18 protein-coding genes and 3 pseudogenes are annotated in these 19,073 nt (G+C 58.4%); 7 read left to right on the top strand and 14 right to left on the bottom strand.

Annotation, left to right across the window (positions count from 1 at the left end):
* Positions 1-32: 32 nt before the first annotated feature.
* Positions 33-566: a gluconokinase gene (locus tag E3W21_RS02575; RefSeq protein ID WP_134417704.1), complete on the bottom strand. Its 534-nt coding sequence runs from the start codon at positions 564-566 to the stop codon at positions 33-35.
* Between the two features lie 375 nt (positions 567-941).
* Between E3W21_RS02575 and E3W21_RS02570 the strand changes: the two genes are divergently transcribed.
* Positions 942-1,973, top strand: a complete 1,032-nt coding sequence (locus E3W21_RS02570; protein ID WP_134417697.1) for a LacI family DNA-binding transcriptional regulator — start codon at positions 942-944, stop codon at positions 1,971-1,973.
* 33 nt (positions 1,974-2,006) lie between these two features.
* Here the strand turns inward: E3W21_RS02570 and E3W21_RS02565 are convergent, their stop codons facing one another.
* Complete coding sequence (locus E3W21_RS02565) at positions 2,007-2,879, bottom strand: LysR family transcriptional regulator (protein ID WP_134417690.1); 873 nt, start codon at positions 2,877-2,879, stop codon at positions 2,007-2,009.
* A gap of 120 nt (positions 2,880-2,999) precedes the next feature.
* Between E3W21_RS02565 and E3W21_RS02560 the strand changes: the two genes are divergently transcribed.
* The 3 genes from E3W21_RS02560 (at position 3,000) to E3W21_RS02550 (ending at position 4,891) form a co-directional block, all read left to right on the top strand.
* Complete coding sequence (locus E3W21_RS02560; RefSeq protein ID WP_134417683.1) at positions 3,000-3,431, top strand: PACE efflux transporter; 432 nt, start codon at positions 3,000-3,002, stop codon at positions 3,429-3,431.
* Positions 3,432-3,487: 56 nt separating this feature from the next.
* Positions 3,488-4,120 carry a glutathione S-transferase family protein gene (locus tag E3W21_RS02555; RefSeq protein ID WP_134417675.1) on the top strand — a complete coding sequence of 211 codons (633 nt, stop codon included), beginning with the start codon at positions 3,488-3,490 and terminating at the stop codon, positions 4,118-4,120.
* Between the two features lie 216 nt (positions 4,121-4,336).
* Positions 4,337-4,891 (top strand): hypothetical protein, encoded by a 555-nt coding sequence (locus tag E3W21_RS02550; RefSeq protein WP_134417668.1) that lies wholly within the window; start codon positions 4,337-4,339, stop codon positions 4,889-4,891.
* A gap of 264 nt (positions 4,892-5,155) precedes the next feature.
* On the opposite strand, the pseudogene E3W21_RS32250 reads toward E3W21_RS02550, so the two are convergent.
* From E3W21_RS32250 to E3W21_RS02540, 3 genes and pseudogenes are all read right to left on the bottom strand, one after another.
* Positions 5,156-5,587 (bottom strand): annotated as a pseudogene (locus tag E3W21_RS32250) (methyl-accepting chemotaxis protein); the annotation flags it as partial.
* A gap of 111 nt (positions 5,588-5,698) precedes the next feature.
* Positions 5,699-6,370: pseudogene (locus E3W21_RS32245) on the bottom strand (PAS domain-containing protein); the annotation flags it as partial.
* A 522-nt stretch (positions 6,371-6,892) separates the two neighbouring features.
* On the bottom strand, positions 6,893-7,765 hold the full coding sequence (locus E3W21_RS02540) for a LysR family transcriptional regulator (RefSeq protein WP_134417654.1): 873 nt from the start codon (positions 7,763-7,765) through the stop codon (positions 6,893-6,895).
* Positions 7,766-7,863: 98 nt separating this feature from the next.
* Here E3W21_RS02540 and gstA point away from each other — a divergent pair, with 98 nt between their 5' ends.
* Positions 7,864-8,466 carry a glutathione transferase GstA gene (gene gstA / locus E3W21_RS02535; RefSeq protein ID WP_134417647.1) on the top strand — a complete coding sequence of 201 codons (603 nt, stop codon included), beginning with the start codon at positions 7,864-7,866 and terminating at the stop codon, positions 8,464-8,466.
* 120 nt (positions 8,467-8,586) lie between these two features.
* On the opposite strand, the pseudogene E3W21_RS02530 reads toward gstA, so the two are convergent.
* The 4 genes and pseudogenes from E3W21_RS02530 to E3W21_RS02515 form a co-directional block, all read right to left on the bottom strand.
* A pseudogene (locus E3W21_RS02530) lies at positions 8,587-9,111 on the bottom strand (glycine betaine ABC transporter substrate-binding protein); the annotation flags it as partial.
* The gene (locus E3W21_RS02525) at positions 9,108-9,650 is read right to left on the bottom strand and encodes a sigma-70 family RNA polymerase sigma factor (RefSeq protein WP_134417640.1); all 543 of its coding nucleotides are present in this window, start codon (positions 9,648-9,650) and stop codon (positions 9,108-9,110) included. The pseudogene E3W21_RS02530 and the gene E3W21_RS02525, both read right to left, overlap by 4 nt.
* A gap of 229 nt (positions 9,651-9,879) precedes the next feature.
* Positions 9,880-10,671, bottom strand: coding sequence for a phosphate/phosphite/phosphonate ABC transporter substrate-binding protein (locus tag E3W21_RS02520; protein WP_134417633.1), 792 nt, complete (start codon positions 10,669-10,671; stop codon positions 9,880-9,882).
* A 134-nt stretch (positions 10,672-10,805) separates the two neighbouring features.
* Entirely contained in the window at positions 10,806-11,747 is a 942-nt protein-coding gene (locus E3W21_RS02515) for a fatty acid desaturase (RefSeq protein ID WP_134417626.1), read from the bottom strand.
* A 335-nt stretch (positions 11,748-12,082) separates the two neighbouring features.
* Between E3W21_RS02515 and E3W21_RS02510 the strand changes: the two genes are divergently transcribed.
* A complete protein-coding gene (locus E3W21_RS02510; protein ID WP_129437760.1) occupies positions 12,083-12,505 on the top strand; it encodes a GNAT family N-acetyltransferase in 423 nt (140 codons plus the stop codon).
* Positions 12,506-12,663: 158 nt separating this feature from the next.
* Here the strand turns inward: E3W21_RS02510 and def are convergent, their stop codons facing one another.
* The 3 genes from def to E3W21_RS02495 form a co-directional block, all read right to left on the bottom strand.
* A complete protein-coding gene (gene def / locus E3W21_RS02505; RefSeq protein ID WP_129437762.1) occupies positions 12,664-13,203 on the bottom strand; it encodes a peptide deformylase in 540 nt (179 codons plus the stop codon).
* Positions 13,200-14,156, bottom strand: a complete 957-nt coding sequence (locus E3W21_RS02500; RefSeq protein ID WP_134417619.1) for a YihY/virulence factor BrkB family protein — start codon at positions 14,154-14,156, stop codon at positions 13,200-13,202. Before E3W21_RS02500 ends, def begins: the two co-directional genes overlap by 4 nt.
* 170 nt (positions 14,157-14,326) lie before the next feature.
* Positions 14,327-14,518 (bottom strand): CsbD family protein, encoded by a 192-nt coding sequence (locus E3W21_RS02495; RefSeq protein WP_129437765.1) that lies wholly within the window; start codon positions 14,516-14,518, stop codon positions 14,327-14,329.
* A 199-nt stretch (positions 14,519-14,717) separates the two neighbouring features.
* On the opposite strand from E3W21_RS02495, the gene E3W21_RS02490 reads away from it, so the two are divergent.
* The gene (locus tag E3W21_RS02490; protein ID WP_033056806.1) at positions 14,718-15,095 is read left to right on the top strand and encodes a hypothetical protein; all 378 of its coding nucleotides are present in this window, start codon (positions 14,718-14,720) and stop codon (positions 15,093-15,095) included.
* Positions 15,096-15,266: 171 nt separating this feature from the next.
* Here E3W21_RS02490 and fadD1 read toward each other — a convergent pair whose 3' ends face one another.
* Positions 15,267-16,967 (bottom strand): long-chain-fatty-acid--CoA ligase FadD1, encoded by a 1,701-nt coding sequence (gene fadD1 / locus E3W21_RS02485; protein ID WP_046049499.1) that lies wholly within the window; start codon positions 16,965-16,967, stop codon positions 15,267-15,269.
* A 359-nt stretch (positions 16,968-17,326) separates the two neighbouring features.
* The gene (gene fadD2 / locus E3W21_RS02480) at positions 17,327-19,015 is read right to left on the bottom strand and encodes a long-chain-fatty-acid--CoA ligase FadD2 (protein ID WP_134417611.1); all 1,689 of its coding nucleotides are present in this window, start codon (positions 19,013-19,015) and stop codon (positions 17,327-17,329) included.
* Between the last annotated feature and the right edge of the window lie 58 nt (positions 19,016-19,073).

The raw sequence follows: 19,073 nt of genomic DNA, 5'->3' as shown, positions 1-19,073 counted from the left end.
CATCAGGACAGCGCTATCTCTTCGGGCAAAACTCATACGGCGTGTTTCAGGCCATGAGCCTGCCACCAGTCATGAGCTTGCTTCGCCAATTGGTCGACGCTGTGGTTAGACGTGTCCAGAGCCAGGGTCAGGGGCTCACCAACAGGCGATTCAAGGGTGGCGAACTGGCTGTCGATCAACGTCGATGGCATGAAGTGGCCCGGCCGATGAGAGACACGATCAGCGGCAACTTCAGGGGTCAGCTCAAGGAACACGAAGCCCAGGCCCGGCAAGGCGCTGCGCAGACGTTCACGGTAAATGAGTTTGAGGGCCGAGCAGGTGAGCACCGGGCGTTCGCCCTTGGCGTCGATGCGGCGCAATTCATCGCACAGGCTGTCGAGCCAGCCGGCGCGGTCGTCGTCGTTCAGGGGGATACCTGCGCTCATCTTTTCGATATTGGCGGCAGGGTGGAAAGTGTCGCCTTCAATGGCGGTCGCGCCGCTGAGTTGGCACAAGGCCTCGCTGACGCAAGTCTTGCCGCAACCGGCAACGCCCATGATGACCAGGGCGGTGATGGGATGATTCATGTAACACCTCAGCGCGCAGACAGCGCTACCTTTGACAGTTAGGACATTAGTGTCCTGTCTCATAAATACGTTCCTTTTTGACGAGTGGCTGTTGTTGTCAGGCAAGGCACCGCGACGAGTCATAGCTGGCTATGGCGAGGAGCGGTAACGCAGCATGACAGCAACAGACACCGTCAAAAATGAACAGTATTTATGAGACAGGACACCCCAATCAAAAGCAGAAGTTGCCGACGCCTTCTTGTCATTTTTGTGGGTTGCAGCATGTTCGTTCTCAACGCCAAAAAACGGGGATCAGGCAAACCCCGCTCACGCATTTGCAGCTGCGTCGAGACAGCGCTACCTTAGTGCCTCGAATTTTGTTTGGCAAGCCGTCCGATGATCTCCTCTAAAAACGATAAAAATACGCGCACCACTGGCCGCCCCACTTTGAACGAAGTCGCACGCCTGGCCGGTGTCAGCCCGATCACCGCCTCTCGCGCCCTGCGCGGGGTTAGCACGGTGGCCACCGAACTGGTGGAAAAAGTCCAGAAAGCGGCGCTTGAACTCAACTACGTGGTCAACCCTGCCGCCCGCGCGCTAGCCTCGGCCCAGAGCCATTCGGTGGTGGTATTGGTGCCGTCACTGTCCAACTTATTGTTCATCGACACGCTGGAAGCCATTCATCAGGTTTTACGCCCCAAAGGCTTCGAAGTGCTGATCGGGAACTTCCACTACTCACGTGACGAAGAAGAAAACCTGCTGCGCAATTACATGGCGTATCAGCCTCGCGGTTTGCTGCTGACCGGTTTCGACCGCACCGAAAGCTCGCGCCGGATGATCGAGGCCAGCAACATTCCCTGCGTGTACATGATGGAACTGGACAGCGCCGCCGGGCTCAATTGCGTGGGCTTTTCGCAACTCGCTGCCGGCGAGACAGCGGCCGGGCATTTGCTGTCCCGCGGTCGTAAGCGTCTGGCCTACATTGGCGCGCAACTGGATCAACGCACGTTGCTGCGCGGCGAAGGTTTCCGCAAAGCCCTGCAAAAGGCCGGTTTGTATGACCCGGACCTGGAAGTGCTGACACCTCGCTCTTCCTCCGTCGGCCTTGGTGGCGAACTGTTCCTGCAACTGATCGCCACTCATCCCGATGTCGACGCGATCTTCTTCGGTAACGACGACCTGGCCCAGGGCGCACTGCTCGAAGCCATGCGCTGCGGGATCAAGATCCCCGAACAAGTGGCGATCCTCGGCTTCAACGACCTGCCGGCCTCGGCGCACATGGTCCCGCGTCTGAGCAGCATCAGCACCCCGCGAGAAGCCATCGGCCGGCGCGCAGCGGAGCAGATGTTGACGTTGATGGCCGGCAACACGGTGGCCAAACCAGTGCAGGACATGGGGTTTGAGTTGAAGGTGCGCGAGAGTACGTAGCCACTGTGGGAGCGAGCTTGCTCCTACACTGGATCAACGCCCCATCAATTCCACAAACGCCAACGCCCCTTTCTGCAATGGCTGGCTCTTGAGCCACACCGCATGCACCGGCAGCACCAACCCGTTCTCAATGTTGCGGAAACTCAGACGCTTGAGCCTTCCGGCATCAAGCATCGGCTGGACCACCGACAGCGGAAAATTGCCCCAACCCAATCCGGCTTCGACCATTTCCAGCGCCATGGCCAAGGTGTCGGTGCGCCAGTAAGACTCGGCCACCAGTGGCCGGGTTTCGCTGATCGGCAGGTCGCGGCCGGCGACGATGATTTGCCGTACGTGGACCAAGTCTTCCAGGAACAAATCCTTACCCTGAAACAGCGGATTGTCCGCCGCCAGCGTAGCGATCATCCGTTCGGTGCCAACGAACTGGAACCGCTCCAGCACGTTCATGCTCAGCCCGGCGAACGCCAGGCAAACGCTGACCCGGCCGCTGTGGAGCATCGCCAGCACATCATCCTGCGGTGCGCTGAGCACTTCGATGTCCAGTAGCGGATGACGCTCGGCGATGACCTTGATCGCCGCCATCACGCGCCCCCTGTCGATGTCCGCCACCACCCCGATAGACAACTTGCTTTCCAGCCCCAGCGACAACTCGACCGCATGCACTTGCAGCTGTTTGAGCTGCTCGGCAATCAGTCGCGCATGCGGCACCAATGCGCTGGCCATCGCCGTCGGCACCGGTTCGCGATGGCTGCGATCGAACAGTGGATAACCGAGCTCGGCTTCCAGGTTGGCGATGCCCATGCTCACCGCCGACGGCACTTTACCCAGTGCCCGGGCGGCAGCGGAAAACGAGCCGCGCTCGATCACCGCGAGGAACAACTCGATGCTGTCGCTGTTGAAATTCATTCCTCGTCCTATCAATAAAACTGAAAGCTTCCGACTTTTTCTGTCAGCCCTATTGAAGCTATCTTTCGCCGCCTTCGCCAGTGCTCCTGGCTTCAAGTTCGCAGAAAGAGGCAAATTCCCATGCAAGGCGTTAAACGAAAACTGATCTACGTGTCGCTTTACGAGGTCATCGGCATGACCTTCTCGGCCCTGGGCCTGGCGTTGTTGTCCGGCACCTCTCCCGGCAGCACTGGCCCGTTGGCCGTGATCATCACCACCATTGCGGTGACCTGGAATTTCATCTACACCACGCTGTTCGAACGCTGGGAAAGCCGTCAGCCTTCGCGAACCCGCACCGTTAAACGGCGCATCGCCCATGCCGTGGGTTTTCAACTAACCTTGATAGTGTTCCTCATCCCGTTGATCGCCTGGTGGATGAACATCAGCCTGGTGCAAGCCTTCCTGCTGGACGCGGCGCTGATCATTTTCATCCCGTGCTACACCTTCGCCTTCAACTGGTTGTTTGATCGCACGTTTGGTTTGCCAATTTCGGCGCTGCCGGATCCGGTTTGAAAACGCTGAATGTCTGTTAGATTCCTGAAGCGTCGAATCGCTAACGGAGTAGCTCAATGGAACATGCACTGAAGATTCTGGGTAAAGCCTCGTCCATTAACGTCAGAAAAGTCCTGTGGACCTGTGAGGAACTGGGTGTTGCCTACGAACGTGAAGACTGGGGCGGCGGTTATGCCTCGACCCACACGCCGGAGTTTCTCAGGCTCAATCCCAACGCACTGGTGCCGGTGATCATCGATGAGGCCGGCGTGCTGTGGGAGTCCAACACCATCTGCCGCTATCTGGCCGGCAAACACCACAACACCGATCTGCTACCCCACGAATCGGCGGCCCGCGCTCGGGTGGAGCAGTGGATGGATTGGCAAGCGACTGAACTCAATGCCTCCTGGAGCTTTGCGTTCACGGCGTTGGTACGCAAAGATCCAGAGTTCCAGGACCCGCATCACATCGCCGCCGGTGTACACGGCTGGAATCAGAAAATGGGCATCCTCGAGCATCAGCTCGCGGCCACCAAAGCGTATGTCGCCGGGCCACACTTCACGCTGGCGGACATCGTCATCGGTCTGTCGGTCAACCGCTGGCTGATGACACCGATGGAGCGCCCCGACTACCCGGCCATCGACGAGTATTTCCAACGGTTGGCACAACGCCCGGGATTCCTGAAACACGGCTGCAACGGCCTGCCTTGAGCGGTTCCCGCGCTACAAATCGCTAAAAAATAAACATTCGTAGTGGCTGGTGCAGCAAGCGGTCGACCTCAGCCGCCCGGCGGCAAAGGTTGACCTCAACCCCTCGGTCACCCTTGAGCCGTAAAACAACAATCAATTGATTTTGTTAGTGTTTTTAATTAGGCACAGTATTTGCCGAAAGTACTGCACCGCAAATACCTACAAGGTCTATTCATCATGTTGGTCAGTGCAAAACAAAACCTGGTGACGCCCCTCCCCAAGCGCCCCGGCGACGAACCGATCTCGGACGCCGCCGCCGGACTTCAGGGCGGCCTACAAGCCGCCATGACACAAGCCCTGCAACACAATGTGCAAGCGCAAACCGCGCAGACCACTAAGCAGGTCCAGGACTCAGCCACCCAAATCGCTACCCAACAAGTCAGCGAAGCAACCCGGATCAGCGATAACGTCGATGAAGCGTTCGCCAAAACCCGCGTGGGACTGCAAGCCTCGTCCGCCCACCTACCCGCCGATGTTGAAACAGCCACGGACGCCTTCAAGGAGTACATGAGCAAAACACCGGAGCAGCGGTTGCGCGACAGTATTTTGCAAGAGATGGGGTTGACGGAAGATGACTTGAAAACCATGCCACCGGAAAAACAACTGGCGATCGGTAAAGAGATTGCCGAGCGCATGCAAGACAAGATCAAACTGGCGCAGGCCGAGAAGGAAAACAGCAGCAGCGAAAAAGGCAGCAGCCAGGTGGTCGACAAGTTCCTCGCTTCGCTTTAAAAGTGCGGAAATCAATAAAAGAGGGTCCCTTCGAGGGCAATGCCAGTCAGTTAAGGAACGACACAATCCGTAGCAGCTGGCGAAGCCTGCGTTCGGCTGCGTAGCAGTCGTAAAACCTGAGTTTGCGGTCTTCCTGAAACACCGCATCGTCTGATTTCACGACTGCTGCGCAGCCGAACGCAGGCTTCGCCAGCTGCTACGGATCGCGTTTTGGCTTAACTGATCGACATTACCCTTCGAGGGACCCTTTTCAATGTGCCGCTATCAACTTATCTGCAAGGTCGAGTTGAACTGACTGATCGCATCCACCACATGCCGCGATCCTTGCTGTATCTCCAGAATCACCTCCCCCGCCTCGTTCGCCAGTTCCACGCCTAATCCGGTTCGACTCAAACTAGACTGCATGCTCGACACCGCACTCAATGACAAATCGTGGTTCTTGCGCACCACTTCAACGATCTCCAGCGTTGCCTGGCTCGTTCGTGCCGCAAGGCTGCGAACTTCATCGGCGACTACCGCGAACCCGCGCCCGTGTTCCCCGGCCCGGGCCGCTTCGATCGCGGCGTTGAGCGCCAGCAGGTTGGTCTGATCGGCAATACCGCGAATGGTCTGAACGATGGTGCCGATGATGTCGGACTGTTTGCTGACGGCATCAATGCTCAGCGCCGCTTCGTTCAAGTCTTTGGAAATGTCCTGAATGATCTGCACGGTTTGCTGAACCACCTGGGAACCTTTCTGCGCGCAGGCGTCGTTTTGTACCGAGGTGCTGTGGGCCGATTCCGCAGCGGTTTGCAGGGTGGTGACTTGCTGGGTGATGTCGCTGGCGAACTTGACCACTTTGTACAACCGCCCCTTGGTGTCGAACAGCGGGTTGTAGGAGGCCTCCAGGAAAACCGTATGACCGTGCTTATCTTTGCGCTCGAAACGGTGCGAGTGATATTCGCCGCGATTGAGCGAGGCCCAGAACGCTTTGTAGGCCTGAGATTCGGCTTCGGCGCGATGACAAAACAGGCTGTGGTGCTGGCCAACCACTTCGTTGAGCGAGTAATGCATCGTCTTCAAGAAGTTGTCGTTGGCCGTGATGACCTTGCCATCCGGAGTGAATTCGATCACGGCCATGGAACGACCGATCGCCGCGAGCATGCTCTCGCTTTCGTGTTCCTTATAGGTCCTGGCTGAGATATCAGTGGCGACTTTGATCACACTCCGAACCTGACGATCAGCGCCGAACACCGGCATATAGCTGGCTTCGAGCCAGATCTCCTTGCCGCTCTTGTTCAAGCGTAAAAAGTTCCCGCTCACCGGTTCGCCACGGGCCAGGTCACGCCACAACTTGGCGTAGGCTTCGCTTCGATAAAACGCTTCTTCGCAAAAGATCCGGTGATGCTTACCGCGCACTTCTTCGGCGCTGTAACCCATGGCACTGCAAAAGTTGTCGTTGGCATCGAGCACGATGCCTTCGGGGGTGAACTCAATCATCGCCATCGAGCGGCTGACTGCGGCCAACTTCGCGTTAGCCTCGGTCAGCGCGCAACTGAATCGTTCGATTTCCAGCAGGTCGGTCTTGTGACGTCGGTTAAACATAGTCGTATCACCTTCAGCGCGGTCTTTTGTTTGATGAAAGTTCTTTGGTCTTTCAACAGCTCCACCACTACGTTCCAAGGAACAGGCACACGCATCCCTCCACAGGAAGGACTTGGTCAGGTGATCAATGATGTTTAATCGGAGAGTCCATGCAGCAACGCCCTTATCAAGACATCCTTCTCTTGATAGCCCGGAATCGGGCCAGCCCTAACGTTCTGATAAGACATTCCATTGACCGGACAGCTCCGTGTTGTTCAGAGTCGGCGCCTTGGGTTGCGCGCACTTTTAACGTGTATGACGGCCTTCACATGGTGGTCGACATAGTTAGTTACGATTCAGCATAGACTGGCGAGGCAGGTAAGCAAGGCCACTAGTCGGCCAGTATTGAGGACAAAATCGGTTCAGCTTCGGTATGCGTCATTTCTCAGCGAGCATGCCCATCAACGCCTGCACCGCCGCCGAGGGTGGCTTGTTCGCAGCGGCCACCAAAGCAAACTCTCGATCGATACGCGGAGTCACCGGCACCACGCGCAGCCCCTGAAGTTGGCTCGGCAGCGTCATCTCCGGCACCAGCGTCACGCCGATGTTTTCCCGCACCAGGGTGAACGCACTGCTCCATTCTCGGACCTCGACCCGCACATCAAGCAGTTGCAGCCCGGCATCCTCCGCCAGGCTGCGAGCGTTGGTCGAGCAACCGCCCGTGGCCAGTACAAAAGGTTGTTCCACCAACTCAGCCAGAGAGACGCCTTCTTCATTCGAACGGCGAGCCAAAGGATGGCCGCCAGGCACCACCGCCATCCAGGCATCACGTCCCAGGCGACCGGCATTGCGCTCGGGCGACGGGTTCAACACTACGCCGACATCCACCAGCCCGGCGCCGAGCAGCGTTTCCACTTCATCGTCGCTGACCTCCAGCGCGACCACCTGAATGCCGGGATAAAGCCGGTTGAACTGACGCAGCAGCGGCGGCAGGAAAGTCGCCAGCACCATGGGGAAACTGGCCAGGCGAATCGTCCCGCGCTGAATGTCTTTGGTGGCATCGACGCTGGTACGGATATTTTCCAGGGCCCCGAGCATGGTTCTCGCGTGTTCGATCACAGACAGGCCGATTGCCGTCGGCAAAGTCTGGCGATTCTCTCGACTGAACAGTTGAACGCCCAGGGTTTCTTCAATCAACGCCAAGGCCTGGCTGGCACCGGACTGGGTCATGCCGACCCGCTCGGCCGCCCGGGTAATGTTGCCCGTGTCAGCCACCGCCACCACCATTCGCCAGTGCATCAGATTCATCATGGCAGTAGCTTTCCTTATGGCGGTTTTCTGAAAGATTAATTTTACGAAGGTGCCGCGCACTATGACACTGGCGCAAATCCCCAGCCAGAGCCCTGCCGATGAAGTTGTATTACGCCCCACACGCCTGCTCGCTGGCGCCGCATATCGTGCTGCGCGAACTCGATCTGCCGTTCGAATTGATCCGCGTCGACAACACCAGCAAGCGAACCGCCAACGGCGACGACTTCCTCGCCATCAATCCAAAGGGCTACGTCGCGGCACTGCAACTGGACAACGAACACGTGTTGACCGAAGGCCCGGCGATCCTCCAATACCTGGCAGACCTGCGACCCGAAGCGAACCTGGCCCCCGTGAGCGGGACGTTCGAGCGAGTGCGGTTGCAGGAATGGCTGAATTTCATTTCGACGGAGATTCATGGCGGGCTTGGCTGGCTGTTCAGTTCGCAGTTCCCGGATGAGGTGAAAGCGCTGATCAAGGAGAAACTGTTCAAGCGGTTTGCGGTGTTGTGTCAGACGCTGGAGCGCCAGGATTATTTGATGGCTGACGGGTTCAGCATTGCCGATGCGTATTTGTTTACGGTGTTGCGCTGGGCGCACCTGTTTGCCATCGATTTGAATGAGTGGCCGGCGTTGGCGCGGTTTCAGGCACGGGTTGATCAGCGGCCAGCCGTGAAGGCTGCGTTGGCCGCGGAGTTGGTGTAAGTCTCAAGACCATCGTCGGAACGCCGCCCGGAGCAAGCTCGCTCCCACAGGGGATCTATGTCATGCCGAAGATCCAATGTGGGAGCGAGCTTGCTCCGGGCGGCGTTCCGACGATGGCCTGTTAACGATCTCCGAGGTCCAGCCGGTCGGGCTGTTGAGGAAGCGTCCACGGCTCGGGTCTTCCGGGTCGCGGAACACATCTTTGTAACGCGCCAGATCAGCGACGGATTTCAGCTCCGGGGCCAGGGGTTTGATGCCGCGTTCGGGATCGCCCTTGATCACGTATTCCGGCACCCACCAGCCTTCGGTGGCGCCTTTGACCGTGTCACCCAGCCCAAACACTTTGCCTTGCGAGGCGGCTTTGACCCACGCCGGACTGCGCCCGGCCCACTCTTCGCCGATCACTTGAATATCGTTCTTGGCCAATGCCGCTTCGAGGCTGACGGTGCTGCCCGGCAAGGTATCTGTCGGGTAGCCGTAACCTTTCTCGACAATCAATCGCAGGATTTCTGTGATGAGGCTGCCGCTTTCCCAGGTGATGTCGCCGAAGTGGATCGGCGCGGTTTTCTCCGCTGCGGGAACGTGGGTAGCCACAAAACTCAGGGCCAGCAGTGAACTGCCGAGCAGGGTTTTGATTGATCTCATGCGGACCTCCGGGTCAGGGGATTCAAGGATTGGTTGGCGCTGTGCCGGGCGCACAGGGCTTGGGTACGAGTCATGTAAACGCTGACCGAGCGTTGGGAAATGCCCAGTTCGGCGGCGATTTGCGGGTAGGTCAGACCGTCGATTCGCGATAACAGGAAAGTTGCCCGAACCTTGCCCGGCAAGCGCTCAAGCGTGCGCTCGATACCATGCAAGGCCTGGGTCAGTTGCACCCGTTCTTCGGGCGAGAGCGCTTGAGGCTGATCGATCTGTTGCAACTGATCGAGGTGGTGGCGTTCCAGATCGCGGCGACGCCAGAGCTGATAGATCAACCGCTGGGCAATGGTGGTGAGCAAGGCGCGAGGCTCGCGGATCGGGGTCAGCCCCGGCGATTCGAGCAGCTGCAAAAAGGTTTCGGCAGCGATGTCTTCGACGCTGGAACTGGCGCCCAGATGCCGGCGCAACCTTGTGCACAGCCAGGGGTAATGCGCGCGAAACAAGCCGCCCACGTCGTTGCGATGGGAAAAGTCGGTGCCGGACATAAGGCTCCAAGGGTTAGGGGTCGCTGAATGTCCGGTGATCCGGTGACGCGATCCTAGCAAGGAGACTTATTCGTTAAAAATACTTAAAAAGCATTTTTATATTCCATTAAGTACTATTTCAAAATCGTCAAGATCGCAGCCTCGCTTCGCTCGACAGCTCCTACAGGTGTACGCCGATATCCTTGTAGGAGCTGTCGAGTAAAACGAGGCTGCGATCTTTTGATTCTGCCTACCGTAATCGCCCAAACCCCAACGCCTCAGCCTCTTGCTGATAGTGGAGCACAATCTGATAGTCGCTATCGCCGGCCAGCAATACCTCTTGCAGACCGAGGATTTCCCTGACTTCGGGCAATTCCTGCAACGTCGTATTCATCACCTGCCGCAGCTCTTCGGCCTGTTCATCGGTGACAGTCGCGGCGGTGATATACGGCAAGGTCGGACTGAACGCGCTTCGCGCGATGACCCGCAGCCCGGCCACTTCTTCTTCGGCGTGCTGCGCCAGATAGGCGAAGGTCACGCTGTCGATGGCCGCTAGGTCTGCCTTCTCTTCTCGCAGCCAGCGCAGGCTTTCGCGGTGACTGCCGCTGATACCGACACTGGCGAAGAACTGCCCCTCTTGATGCAGCGGCGCCAGTCGGTGACGCAACAGGTTCATGCCGCTGTTGGAGTCTTCGCCATTGATCACCCCACGACTGTCGCGAAAGGCCGGCAAACTGCGCCGTGGATCATCGGCGCGACTCAGCAACAGGCTGCAATGGTTGCCGCCGTTAGCGTCCGGTAGTTCATAGCGAGGACGACCAATGACCCGGACCCGACCGCGCAACGCGGTCATCAGCGGGTAGCCGCAGGTTTGGGTCAGCAGCAAGTGCGGGGACAGCCAAAGGTCCATCAGCGAAACGCCCTCGGCGTGACGGCGGGTGGCACCCAGTCGCTCGATAATTCGCGTCAGCCAGCGCTCGTTCGCCTGGCGGACCGGCTCGGGGGCGACGTACATCAGTAATTCAGCGAGGTGTTGTGTCATCACAATCTTCCCATACGACGAAATTCCCCTGTGGGAGCGGGCTTGCTCGCGAAAGCGGTGGGACAGGCAGCATTGGTGTCGACTGACACTCCCTCTTCGCGAGCAAGTCCGCTCCCACAAGGGAACGCGTTCGCTCAGTAATACGGGTGCCTGGGGCTGTCGATGGCCTTCACTCCATGCTGGCGCCACAACTGGCCATAACCCTGCACCAGAAACCCGCCGCTGCGCGCCAGCCATTGCTCGCGACGCGCGCGGTAGGCGCGGGGCAAGTCGTACCAGGGCAGCCCTGGCAAGTCGTGATGCACCAAATGCAGATTGAGGTTCAGGAACAGCCAGCGCCACGGCCAGGCGGCTTCGTTGATGACCGTCCTTTGCTCGGGCTTGGCGTGGGGACGGTGTTCATAGTAGGAGCGAATCATGGCAATCGATAGCGCCGGCACATTGATCAGCAACAGGTAATGCCACACCGGCAGCACGCTGTAGCGGGCGATAAACAGCAACATCAGGAGGGTCAACGCGCCGTGGCTCAACCACATCAACCAGGCCTGCCGCTCACCTGCTTTCAGACGCTGGCACTCTTCTCGGGCCAGCGCCAGCAAGGCCAGCGGTGCACCGAGGGCGAAGCGTCCGAGCACGGTTTTGTTCAGCCAGTGCAGGCCCTGTTCGAACAGTGAACTGCCCTGCCATTGCTCGGCGCTCAGGTAACGGCTTTCCGGATCGCGACCCGGGAGGGTCAGGTCTTCGTCGCGGTGATGCAGCAGATGGCTGTCGCGATACAGGGTGTAGGGATACCAGACGGCGAACGGCGCGTAGCCGAGGATCTTGTTCAGCGATGTCCAGCGGGTGGGATGACCGTGAAGCAATTCGTGCTGCACCGATAACCAGAGCACCACCAATGGAATCAACAACAATGTGCTCCACCACAGGCCCAACCAACCACTGGCGAGCACGATGCTGAACCAACCGACGTACACGCCGATCAGCAGCAACCAGGTCGGCCACTCGGTGCGAGCAGTCAGGCGTTGGCGCAGGGTGTCGATTTCTTCACGGTGGACGGTATCGAAGTAATGGGGCATGGCGTTGCTCAGATCGGGGACCAATCCCCTTCTGTGCAATGACGCAGGGTTTTCTTGCAGATTATTTGGTTATTTCGTCAGAAGCAGCGGGAGCCCGAGGCCGGGCTCCCTTGTCGCGGGATCAATGACCGAACACATCCACCTTCTTGGCCTTCTTGTCCGCGCGCTTTTCATCGGCGGTTTTTGCCGGTTTCTTCTTTGCCGCTTTTTTTGAATCCATGCCTTTGGCCATGATACGTACTCCACTCATACGGGATGTGAGATCAGGTATACACCTATCGCTGCGCGCGCGTTCTTTTATAATCGCCCGCTTTGCGCACCGACAGTCGAAGACCATGCCCAACACCCAGTACACCTTGCTCGCCGAGCCTTTATGGCCCTTGATGAACAAGTTTTATCGCGCTCACCAATCGTCGATGAAAGCGGTCCGCGACGCTCAACTCTGGGTGGCCAGGCGCGAGGAGATCATTGGCGCACTGTGTTTGCGACCGGTGGCGGACGGGCATTGGCTGACGGGTTTGTTTGTCGATCCGGCCTGCCGTGAACAGGGCATCGCTGCGGCGCTGATCGCCGAGGCGCTGAAGGATCTTGAAGGTCCGGTGTGGTTGTTTTGTCATCCGGACTTGCGCGGGTTTTATGAACGTCGTGGTTTTACCTTCGACCCGCCACTGCCCTATTCCATGGCGGAACGCTTGAGCCGTTATGCGCGCAGCAAGCCGATGATCGCCATGGGGTTGGAAGGCCAGATAACGCTCTAAAGCCATATGAAGATCTAATGTGGGAGCGGCGGTGCGACGATTCGACTTGCTCGCGAAGGGGTCAGAACAGTCAACATTGATATCGACTGACACACCGCCATCGTCGGAACGCCGCCCGGAGCAAGCTCGCTCCCACAGGGGTTTGAGGTGTTTTCGAATCAATCGTCTGCGTTCGGATCGAGATCCGGAAACATCACTTCGGTAAACCCGAACTTGCTGAAGTCACTGATGCGCGACGGGTACAACCGGCCGACCAGGTGATCGCATTCATGCTGTACCACTCGCGCATGGAATCCCTCGGCGATGCGCACAATCGGCTGCCCTTTGGGATCGAAACCTTCGTACCGAATGTGCTGATAGCGATCCACCGCGCCACGCAGGCCGGGCACCGACAAGCAGCCTTCGAAACCCTCTTCCAGCGTCGGGCTCAACGGCGTAATCAACGGGTTGATCAGAATCGTCTGCGGCACAGCTTCAGCATCCGGATAGCGTTCGCTGTGCTCGAAACCGAAGATCACCAGTTGCAGGTCGACGCCGATCTGCGGCGCGGCCAGGCCAACGCCGCCGACGCTTTCCATGGTCTGGAACATGTCGTCGATCAGTTGCCACAGCTCCGGGCTGTCGAACATTTCGGCGGGCACCGGCGGGGCGATGCGCAGCAGGCGCTCGTCGCCCATTTTCAGAATTTCACGGATCATTTGATGACTTCGTCAGTGGTCGGCTTGATCGAGTGGTCCCGACCCAGTCCCGAAACATGTTGTTTGGGTTCGTGGTCATGCTCGCCGGGGACCTTTTCGCCAGGGTCCTTGCCTTCGGTCGACATGTGTTCGATCACCGCATTCATCTCCGCGCCGAGCAACAGCACCGCGGCGGAAATGTAGAAGTACAGCAACAGCACGATGATCGCGCCGATACTGCCATACATGGCGTTGTAGTTGGCGAACGTCTTGACGTACAGACCGAAACCCACCGACGCGATGATCCACACCACCACCGCCAGCACCGAGCCCGGGGTGATGAAGCGAAACTCCTGTTTGACGTCGGGCATGACGTAATAAATCAGCGCCACCGCCATCATCAACAGAATCACGACCACCGGCCAGCGCACGATGGTCCAAAGGGTCACGATGAATTCTTCAAGGCCGACTTGCGAGGCGATCCATTCCATCACCTGCGGCCCGAGCACCATCAGCGCGGCGGCCACCAGTAGCATGGCGGCGATGCCGATGGTGTAGAAAATCGACAGCGGGAAACGCTTCCACGCCGGACGGCCTTCGACCACGTCGTAGGCGGCGTTCATCGCGCTCATCATCAGCCGCACACCGGCGGACGCGGTCCACAGGGCAATCACGATACCGATCGACAGCAAGCCCCCCTTGGATTGCTGGAGCTGGTCGATGACCGGGTTCACCTGCTCCAGCGCCTGGGGCGGCAGGACCAGTTCCGATTGCAGGCGCAGCCAGGAGAAGAAGTCCGGCAGGTGCAGGAAACCGATCAGGGCGATCAGGAACAGAATAAAGGGGAACAGAGAGAACAGCATCTGATAGGCCAGCGCCGAGGCATAGGTCGACATCTCGTCGTCGACGAACTCGGTGATCGTGCGCACCATGACACGGTGCAGGCGCAGACCTTTCATGTGTGGGAAAAACATTAGCGTCTCCTTTCGCCGCAAAAAGGTTGAAGTCGTGGCGACTCAGGGGCCGTTTTCTACATCAAAGTAGCCTACTTGGCGAGTTTGAAACAATTTCCTTGTACAAGTTCAGGCTGACACAAAAACGGCCATCCGCGGATGGCCGTTTTTTACGCTCATCAAAGACCGGATCACGCCTTGTCGATGCCTTTCTTGATCGCGTCTTTGGCTTTGCCAACCGCTTGCTGGGCTTCGCCTTTCCTTTCCTGCACCACGCCTTCGGTGCGCATTTTGTCGTTGCCGGTTGCCTTGCCGACGCCTTGTTTGACGTTGCCGACTGCTTCGTTGGCCAAGCCTTTTGCTTTATCGCCAGTGCTGCTCATGGTGTTTCTCCTGTGAACAATTGAACGAGAAAAGTCGTTACACAAGGTTGACCGGAGGCGTTTGCGCGGAGTTTCATTTATTTTCACGGCGACATTTCATCGTTCAGTGCAGGTTGGGCTTTATGTTTGCCGACCAACCCCCGAGAATGCGCAACGAATTCAGGCCATGGCGCTGAAGATCCAATCCCGTAGGAATGTTATGAAACTCGATAAAAAGCAGGCCATTGCCCGCAGAAACCAGGAACTTGGCGGTGCTGTGCTTGGCGTCAACAACTGCCACTTCACCGAATTGAACCGTAACCGCAACATCTGGTGGTTCGATATTCCGGTCGCGCGCCTGGCCATTGGTCAGTACGAATGGGTTCACCTGCTGATGCACACCCCGGATACCGACGAACTGCTGCACCTGAAAGTGCCGACGGTATTCCTTCGGGAGAAGCTCGAAGGACTGGTGGTGCGCAACGAAGGTAAACGCAAAGCGGCCTTGAGCCTGGAACTGAGCGCCGACAAGGACTCGTACCTCCAGGACATGCGTCCGGCGGGGACCAACGTCAATTTCGCGCAGTTCCGCCTGTAACAGCAAAAGCTAAAAAGCTTCGCGAGCAAGCCCGCTCCCACACTCGATCGCATTCCTTCTTGAAGAACCCGGTTAAATGTGGGAGCGGGCTTGCTCGCGAAGGCGGCCTGACAGGCGCTGAAAATATCCTGACCAAAAACAAACGCCCCGCATCTGCGGGGCTTTTGTTTGTTACGCGCTTACCTTCTTGACGCCGAGCTTCTTCAGCTCTTCGTCGCGTAACTCGCGGCGCAGGATCTTACCGACGTTGGTGGTCGGCAGCGCGTCGCGGAACTCCACGGAGCGCGGAACCTTGTAGCCGGTGACGTTGGCGCGCATGTGCTCCATCACTTGCTCTTTGGTCAGCGTCACGCCCGGTTTGGCGACGATGAAGATCTTGATCGCCTCGCCCGACTTCTCGTCCGGCACACCGATGGCTGCGCATTGCAGCACGCCCGGCAGGGTCGCGAGCACGTCTTCCAGTTCGTTCGGGTACACGTTGAAACCGGAGACCAGGATCATGTCTTTCTTGCGATCGACGATGCGCATGTAACCGTCAGGCTGGATCAGCGCGATGTCACCGGTCTTCAACCAGCCTTCGCTGTCGAGGATTTCATCGGTGGCGTCCTGACGCTGCCAGTAACCCTTCATCACTTGCGGACCTTTCACACACAGCTCGCCGATGTCGCCTAACGGCTGTTCAACGCCGGCATCGTCGATGACTTTGCACAGGGTCGACGGCACCGGAATACCGATGGTGCCGATCTGGATGTTCTGGATTGGATTGACGGTGGCCACCGGGCTGGTTTCGGTCATGCCGTAACCTTCGCAGATGGCGCAACCGGTGACCGCTTTCCAGCGCTCGGCCGCGGCCAGTTGCAGGGCCATGCCACCGGACAGGGTGACTTTCAGCGCCGAGAAGTCCAGCTTGCGGAAGCCTTCGTTGTTGCACAGGGCCACGAACAGCGTGTTCAGCCCAACAAAACCACTGAACTTCCACTTCGACAGTTCCTTGACCATCGCCGTCAAATCGCGCGGGTTGCTGATCAGGATGTTGTGGTTGCCGATCAACATCATCGCCATGCAATGAAAGGTGAAGGCATAGATGTGGTACAGCGGCAGCGGCGTGATCAGGACCTCGCAACCTTCATTGAGGTTGGAACCCATCAGCGCCTTGCACTGCAGCATGTTCGCCACCAGGTTGCGGTGGGTCAGCATCGCGCCCTTGGCCACGCCGGTGGTGCCGCCGGTGTATTGCAGCACGGCAACGTCGCTGCTGGCCGGGTTGGCTTCAGCGACTGGCTGGCCGTGGCCCTTGCTCAATACGTCGTTGAACTTGATGGCCTTGGGCAAGTGATACGCCGGGACCATCTTCTTCACGTATTTGATGACGCTGTTGACCAGCAGACGCTTGAGCGGCGGCAGCAGGTCGGCCACTTCGGTGACGATCACGTGCTTGACGCCGGTTTTCGGCACGACGAGCTGGGCCAGGTGCGCCATGTTGGCCAGGCAGACCAGGGCTTTGGCACCGGAGTCGTTGAATTGGTGCTCCATTTCCCGCGCGGTGTACAGCGGGTTGGTGTTGACCACGATCAGCCCGGCGCGGATGGCACCGAAGACGGCGACCGGGTACTGCAACACGTTGGGCAGCTGCACGGCGATTCGATCGCCCGGCTGCAAGTCGGTATGCTGTTGCAGGTACGCGGCAAAGGCACCGGACAATTCGTACAGCTCACCGTAGGTGATTGTCTTGCCCAGGTTGCTGAACGCCGGTTTGTCGGCAAAGCGTTGGCAGGACTGCTTCAACACCGCCTGAATATTCGGATACTCGTCCGGATTGATGTCGGCAGCAATCCCGGCAGGGTACTTATCCTTCCAAAAGTCTTCGATCATGGAAGCCCACTCCTCAGCAACGCGAATTCATCACCGCATTTGATGCGATTATTATTGGTGTGTGTTTGTTGGTGAGTCTGGCTATTTACATAGGCCGAGAAGTCACAAAGCGCGCCGAGAGTAGCAGCTTTGCCAAGGGCCGACCAGAGCCAAAAGCCGCCTCTACAGTCACTTTAATGACTCAAGAATAGCAAGCGGTCATTTTAGAGCAAAAATTCTATACAGCCTTCAAACCCCCATAAATACGGGGTTTAAAAGCAAAAGATCGCAGCCTTCGGCAGCTCCTACAAAGGAATGCGATCCCCTGTAGGAGCTGCCGAAGGCTGCGATCTTTTGGCAGCACCTCGGTCTACGACCGGTTACGCGATATCACGCAACTCCCGCCGCAATATCTTGCCCACCGGCGTCATCGGCAACGACTCACGCAAGACGATGTGCTTGGGCACTTTGTACGCCGTGAAGTTTTCCTTGCAGTAAGCCTTCAGCTCTTCAAGGCTGACACCCGTTTCACGGGCCACCACAAACAGCTTCACCGCCTCCCCCGAACGCTCGTCCGGCACACCGATCACTGCGCAGTTGGCGACTTTCGGGTGAGCCATGACCACGTCTTCGATTTCGTTCGGGTACACGTTGAAGCCCGAGACGATGATCATGTCTTTCTTGCGATCGACGATGCGCACAAAACCGTCCGGGTCGATCACCGCGATGTCGCCCGACTTGAACCAGCCTTCGGCATCCAGCACTTCGGCGGTGGCTTCGGGTTTCTGCCAGTAGCCCTTCATGATCTGCGGGCCCTTGATGCACAGTTCGCCGCGCTCGCCCAGCGCCTGCTCGACGCCTTCATCGTTGATGACCTTCAGCGTGGTGCCCGGCACCGGCAGGCCGACCGTGCCGAGCCGCGACTTGTCGCCGTACGGGTTGGTGCAGGCCACCGGCGAAGTTTCGGTCAGGCCGTAACCTTCGGTGATGCGGCAACCGGTGAGCTGTTCCCAGCGCTCGGCGGTAGCCTTGACCAGCGCGGTGCCACCGGAGTTGGTGAGTTTGAGGCTGGAGAAATCCAGGGTCTTGAAGTCCGGATGGTCCATCAGTGCGACGAACAGCGTGTTGAGCCCCAGCAGCGCCGAGAACCGCCAGTTCTTCAGCTCCTTGATGAAGCCGCCGATGTCCCGCGGATTGGTGATCAGCACGTTGTGGTTGCCTGAAACCATCATGCACATGCAATTCGCGGTGAACGCATAGATGTGGTACAGCGGCAGCGGCGCGACCATGACCTCTTGCCCTTCGCGCAACAGCGGCTGGCCGTCATTGCCGAACTGCTCCAGGCACGCCCGCACTTGCTGCATGTTGGCCACCAGGTTGCCGTGGGTCAGCATCGCGCCCTTGGCCAGGCCGGTGGTGCCGCCGGTGTATTGCAGCACGGCGATGTCGTCGAGCCCGACTTTCAGCGGCTTGATGCCCAGGCCCCGACCCAGGCGCAACGCGCTCTTGAAGGAAATGGCCTGGGGCAACGAATACGCTGGCACCATCTTCTTGACCTTGCTCACCATTGTATTGACCAGCCAGCCCTTGGCGGCGGGCATCAGGTCGCCCATCTTCGCTTCGATCAGGTACTGGATGTCGGTGTCGGGCAGCACTTCCTGGACTTTGGCCCCGAACATGTTCAGGTACACCAGCGCCCGGGCACCGGAGTCCTTGAACTGATGACGCATCTCCCGCGCGGTGTACAGCGGGTTGGTGTTGACCACGATCAGCCCGGCGCGCAAGGCACCGAACACGGCAATCGGGTAATGCAGGACGTTGGGCATCTGCACCGCAATGCGATCCCCCGGCACCAGGTCGGTGTGGGCTTGCAGGTAACCGGCGAACGCTGCGCTGTAGCGTTCCAGTTCGGCGTAGGTCAGGGTGACGCCCATGTTGCTGAATGCCGGGCGGTCAGCAAATTTCTTGCAGGAACGCTCGAACACCTCGATCACCGACTTATAGGCCCCTTGATCGATATCCAGGGGCACGCCGGCCGGGCGTTTGTCATTCCAGAAATCAGGTTGCATTGTTCTTGTCCTCTTTACCTGAACCTATCCGGGGCCGCTTTTCTGTCCTTCTTCAAAA

This window comes from Pseudomonas sp. F01002 (assembly GCF_004402115.1).
Taxonomy (GTDB): domain Bacteria; phylum Pseudomonadota; class Gammaproteobacteria; order Pseudomonadales; family Pseudomonadaceae; genus Aquipseudomonas; species Aquipseudomonas frigoris.
The sequence above is the reverse complement of the archived record's forward strand: the minus strand, read 5'-3'. Positions and strand labels throughout refer to the sequence as shown.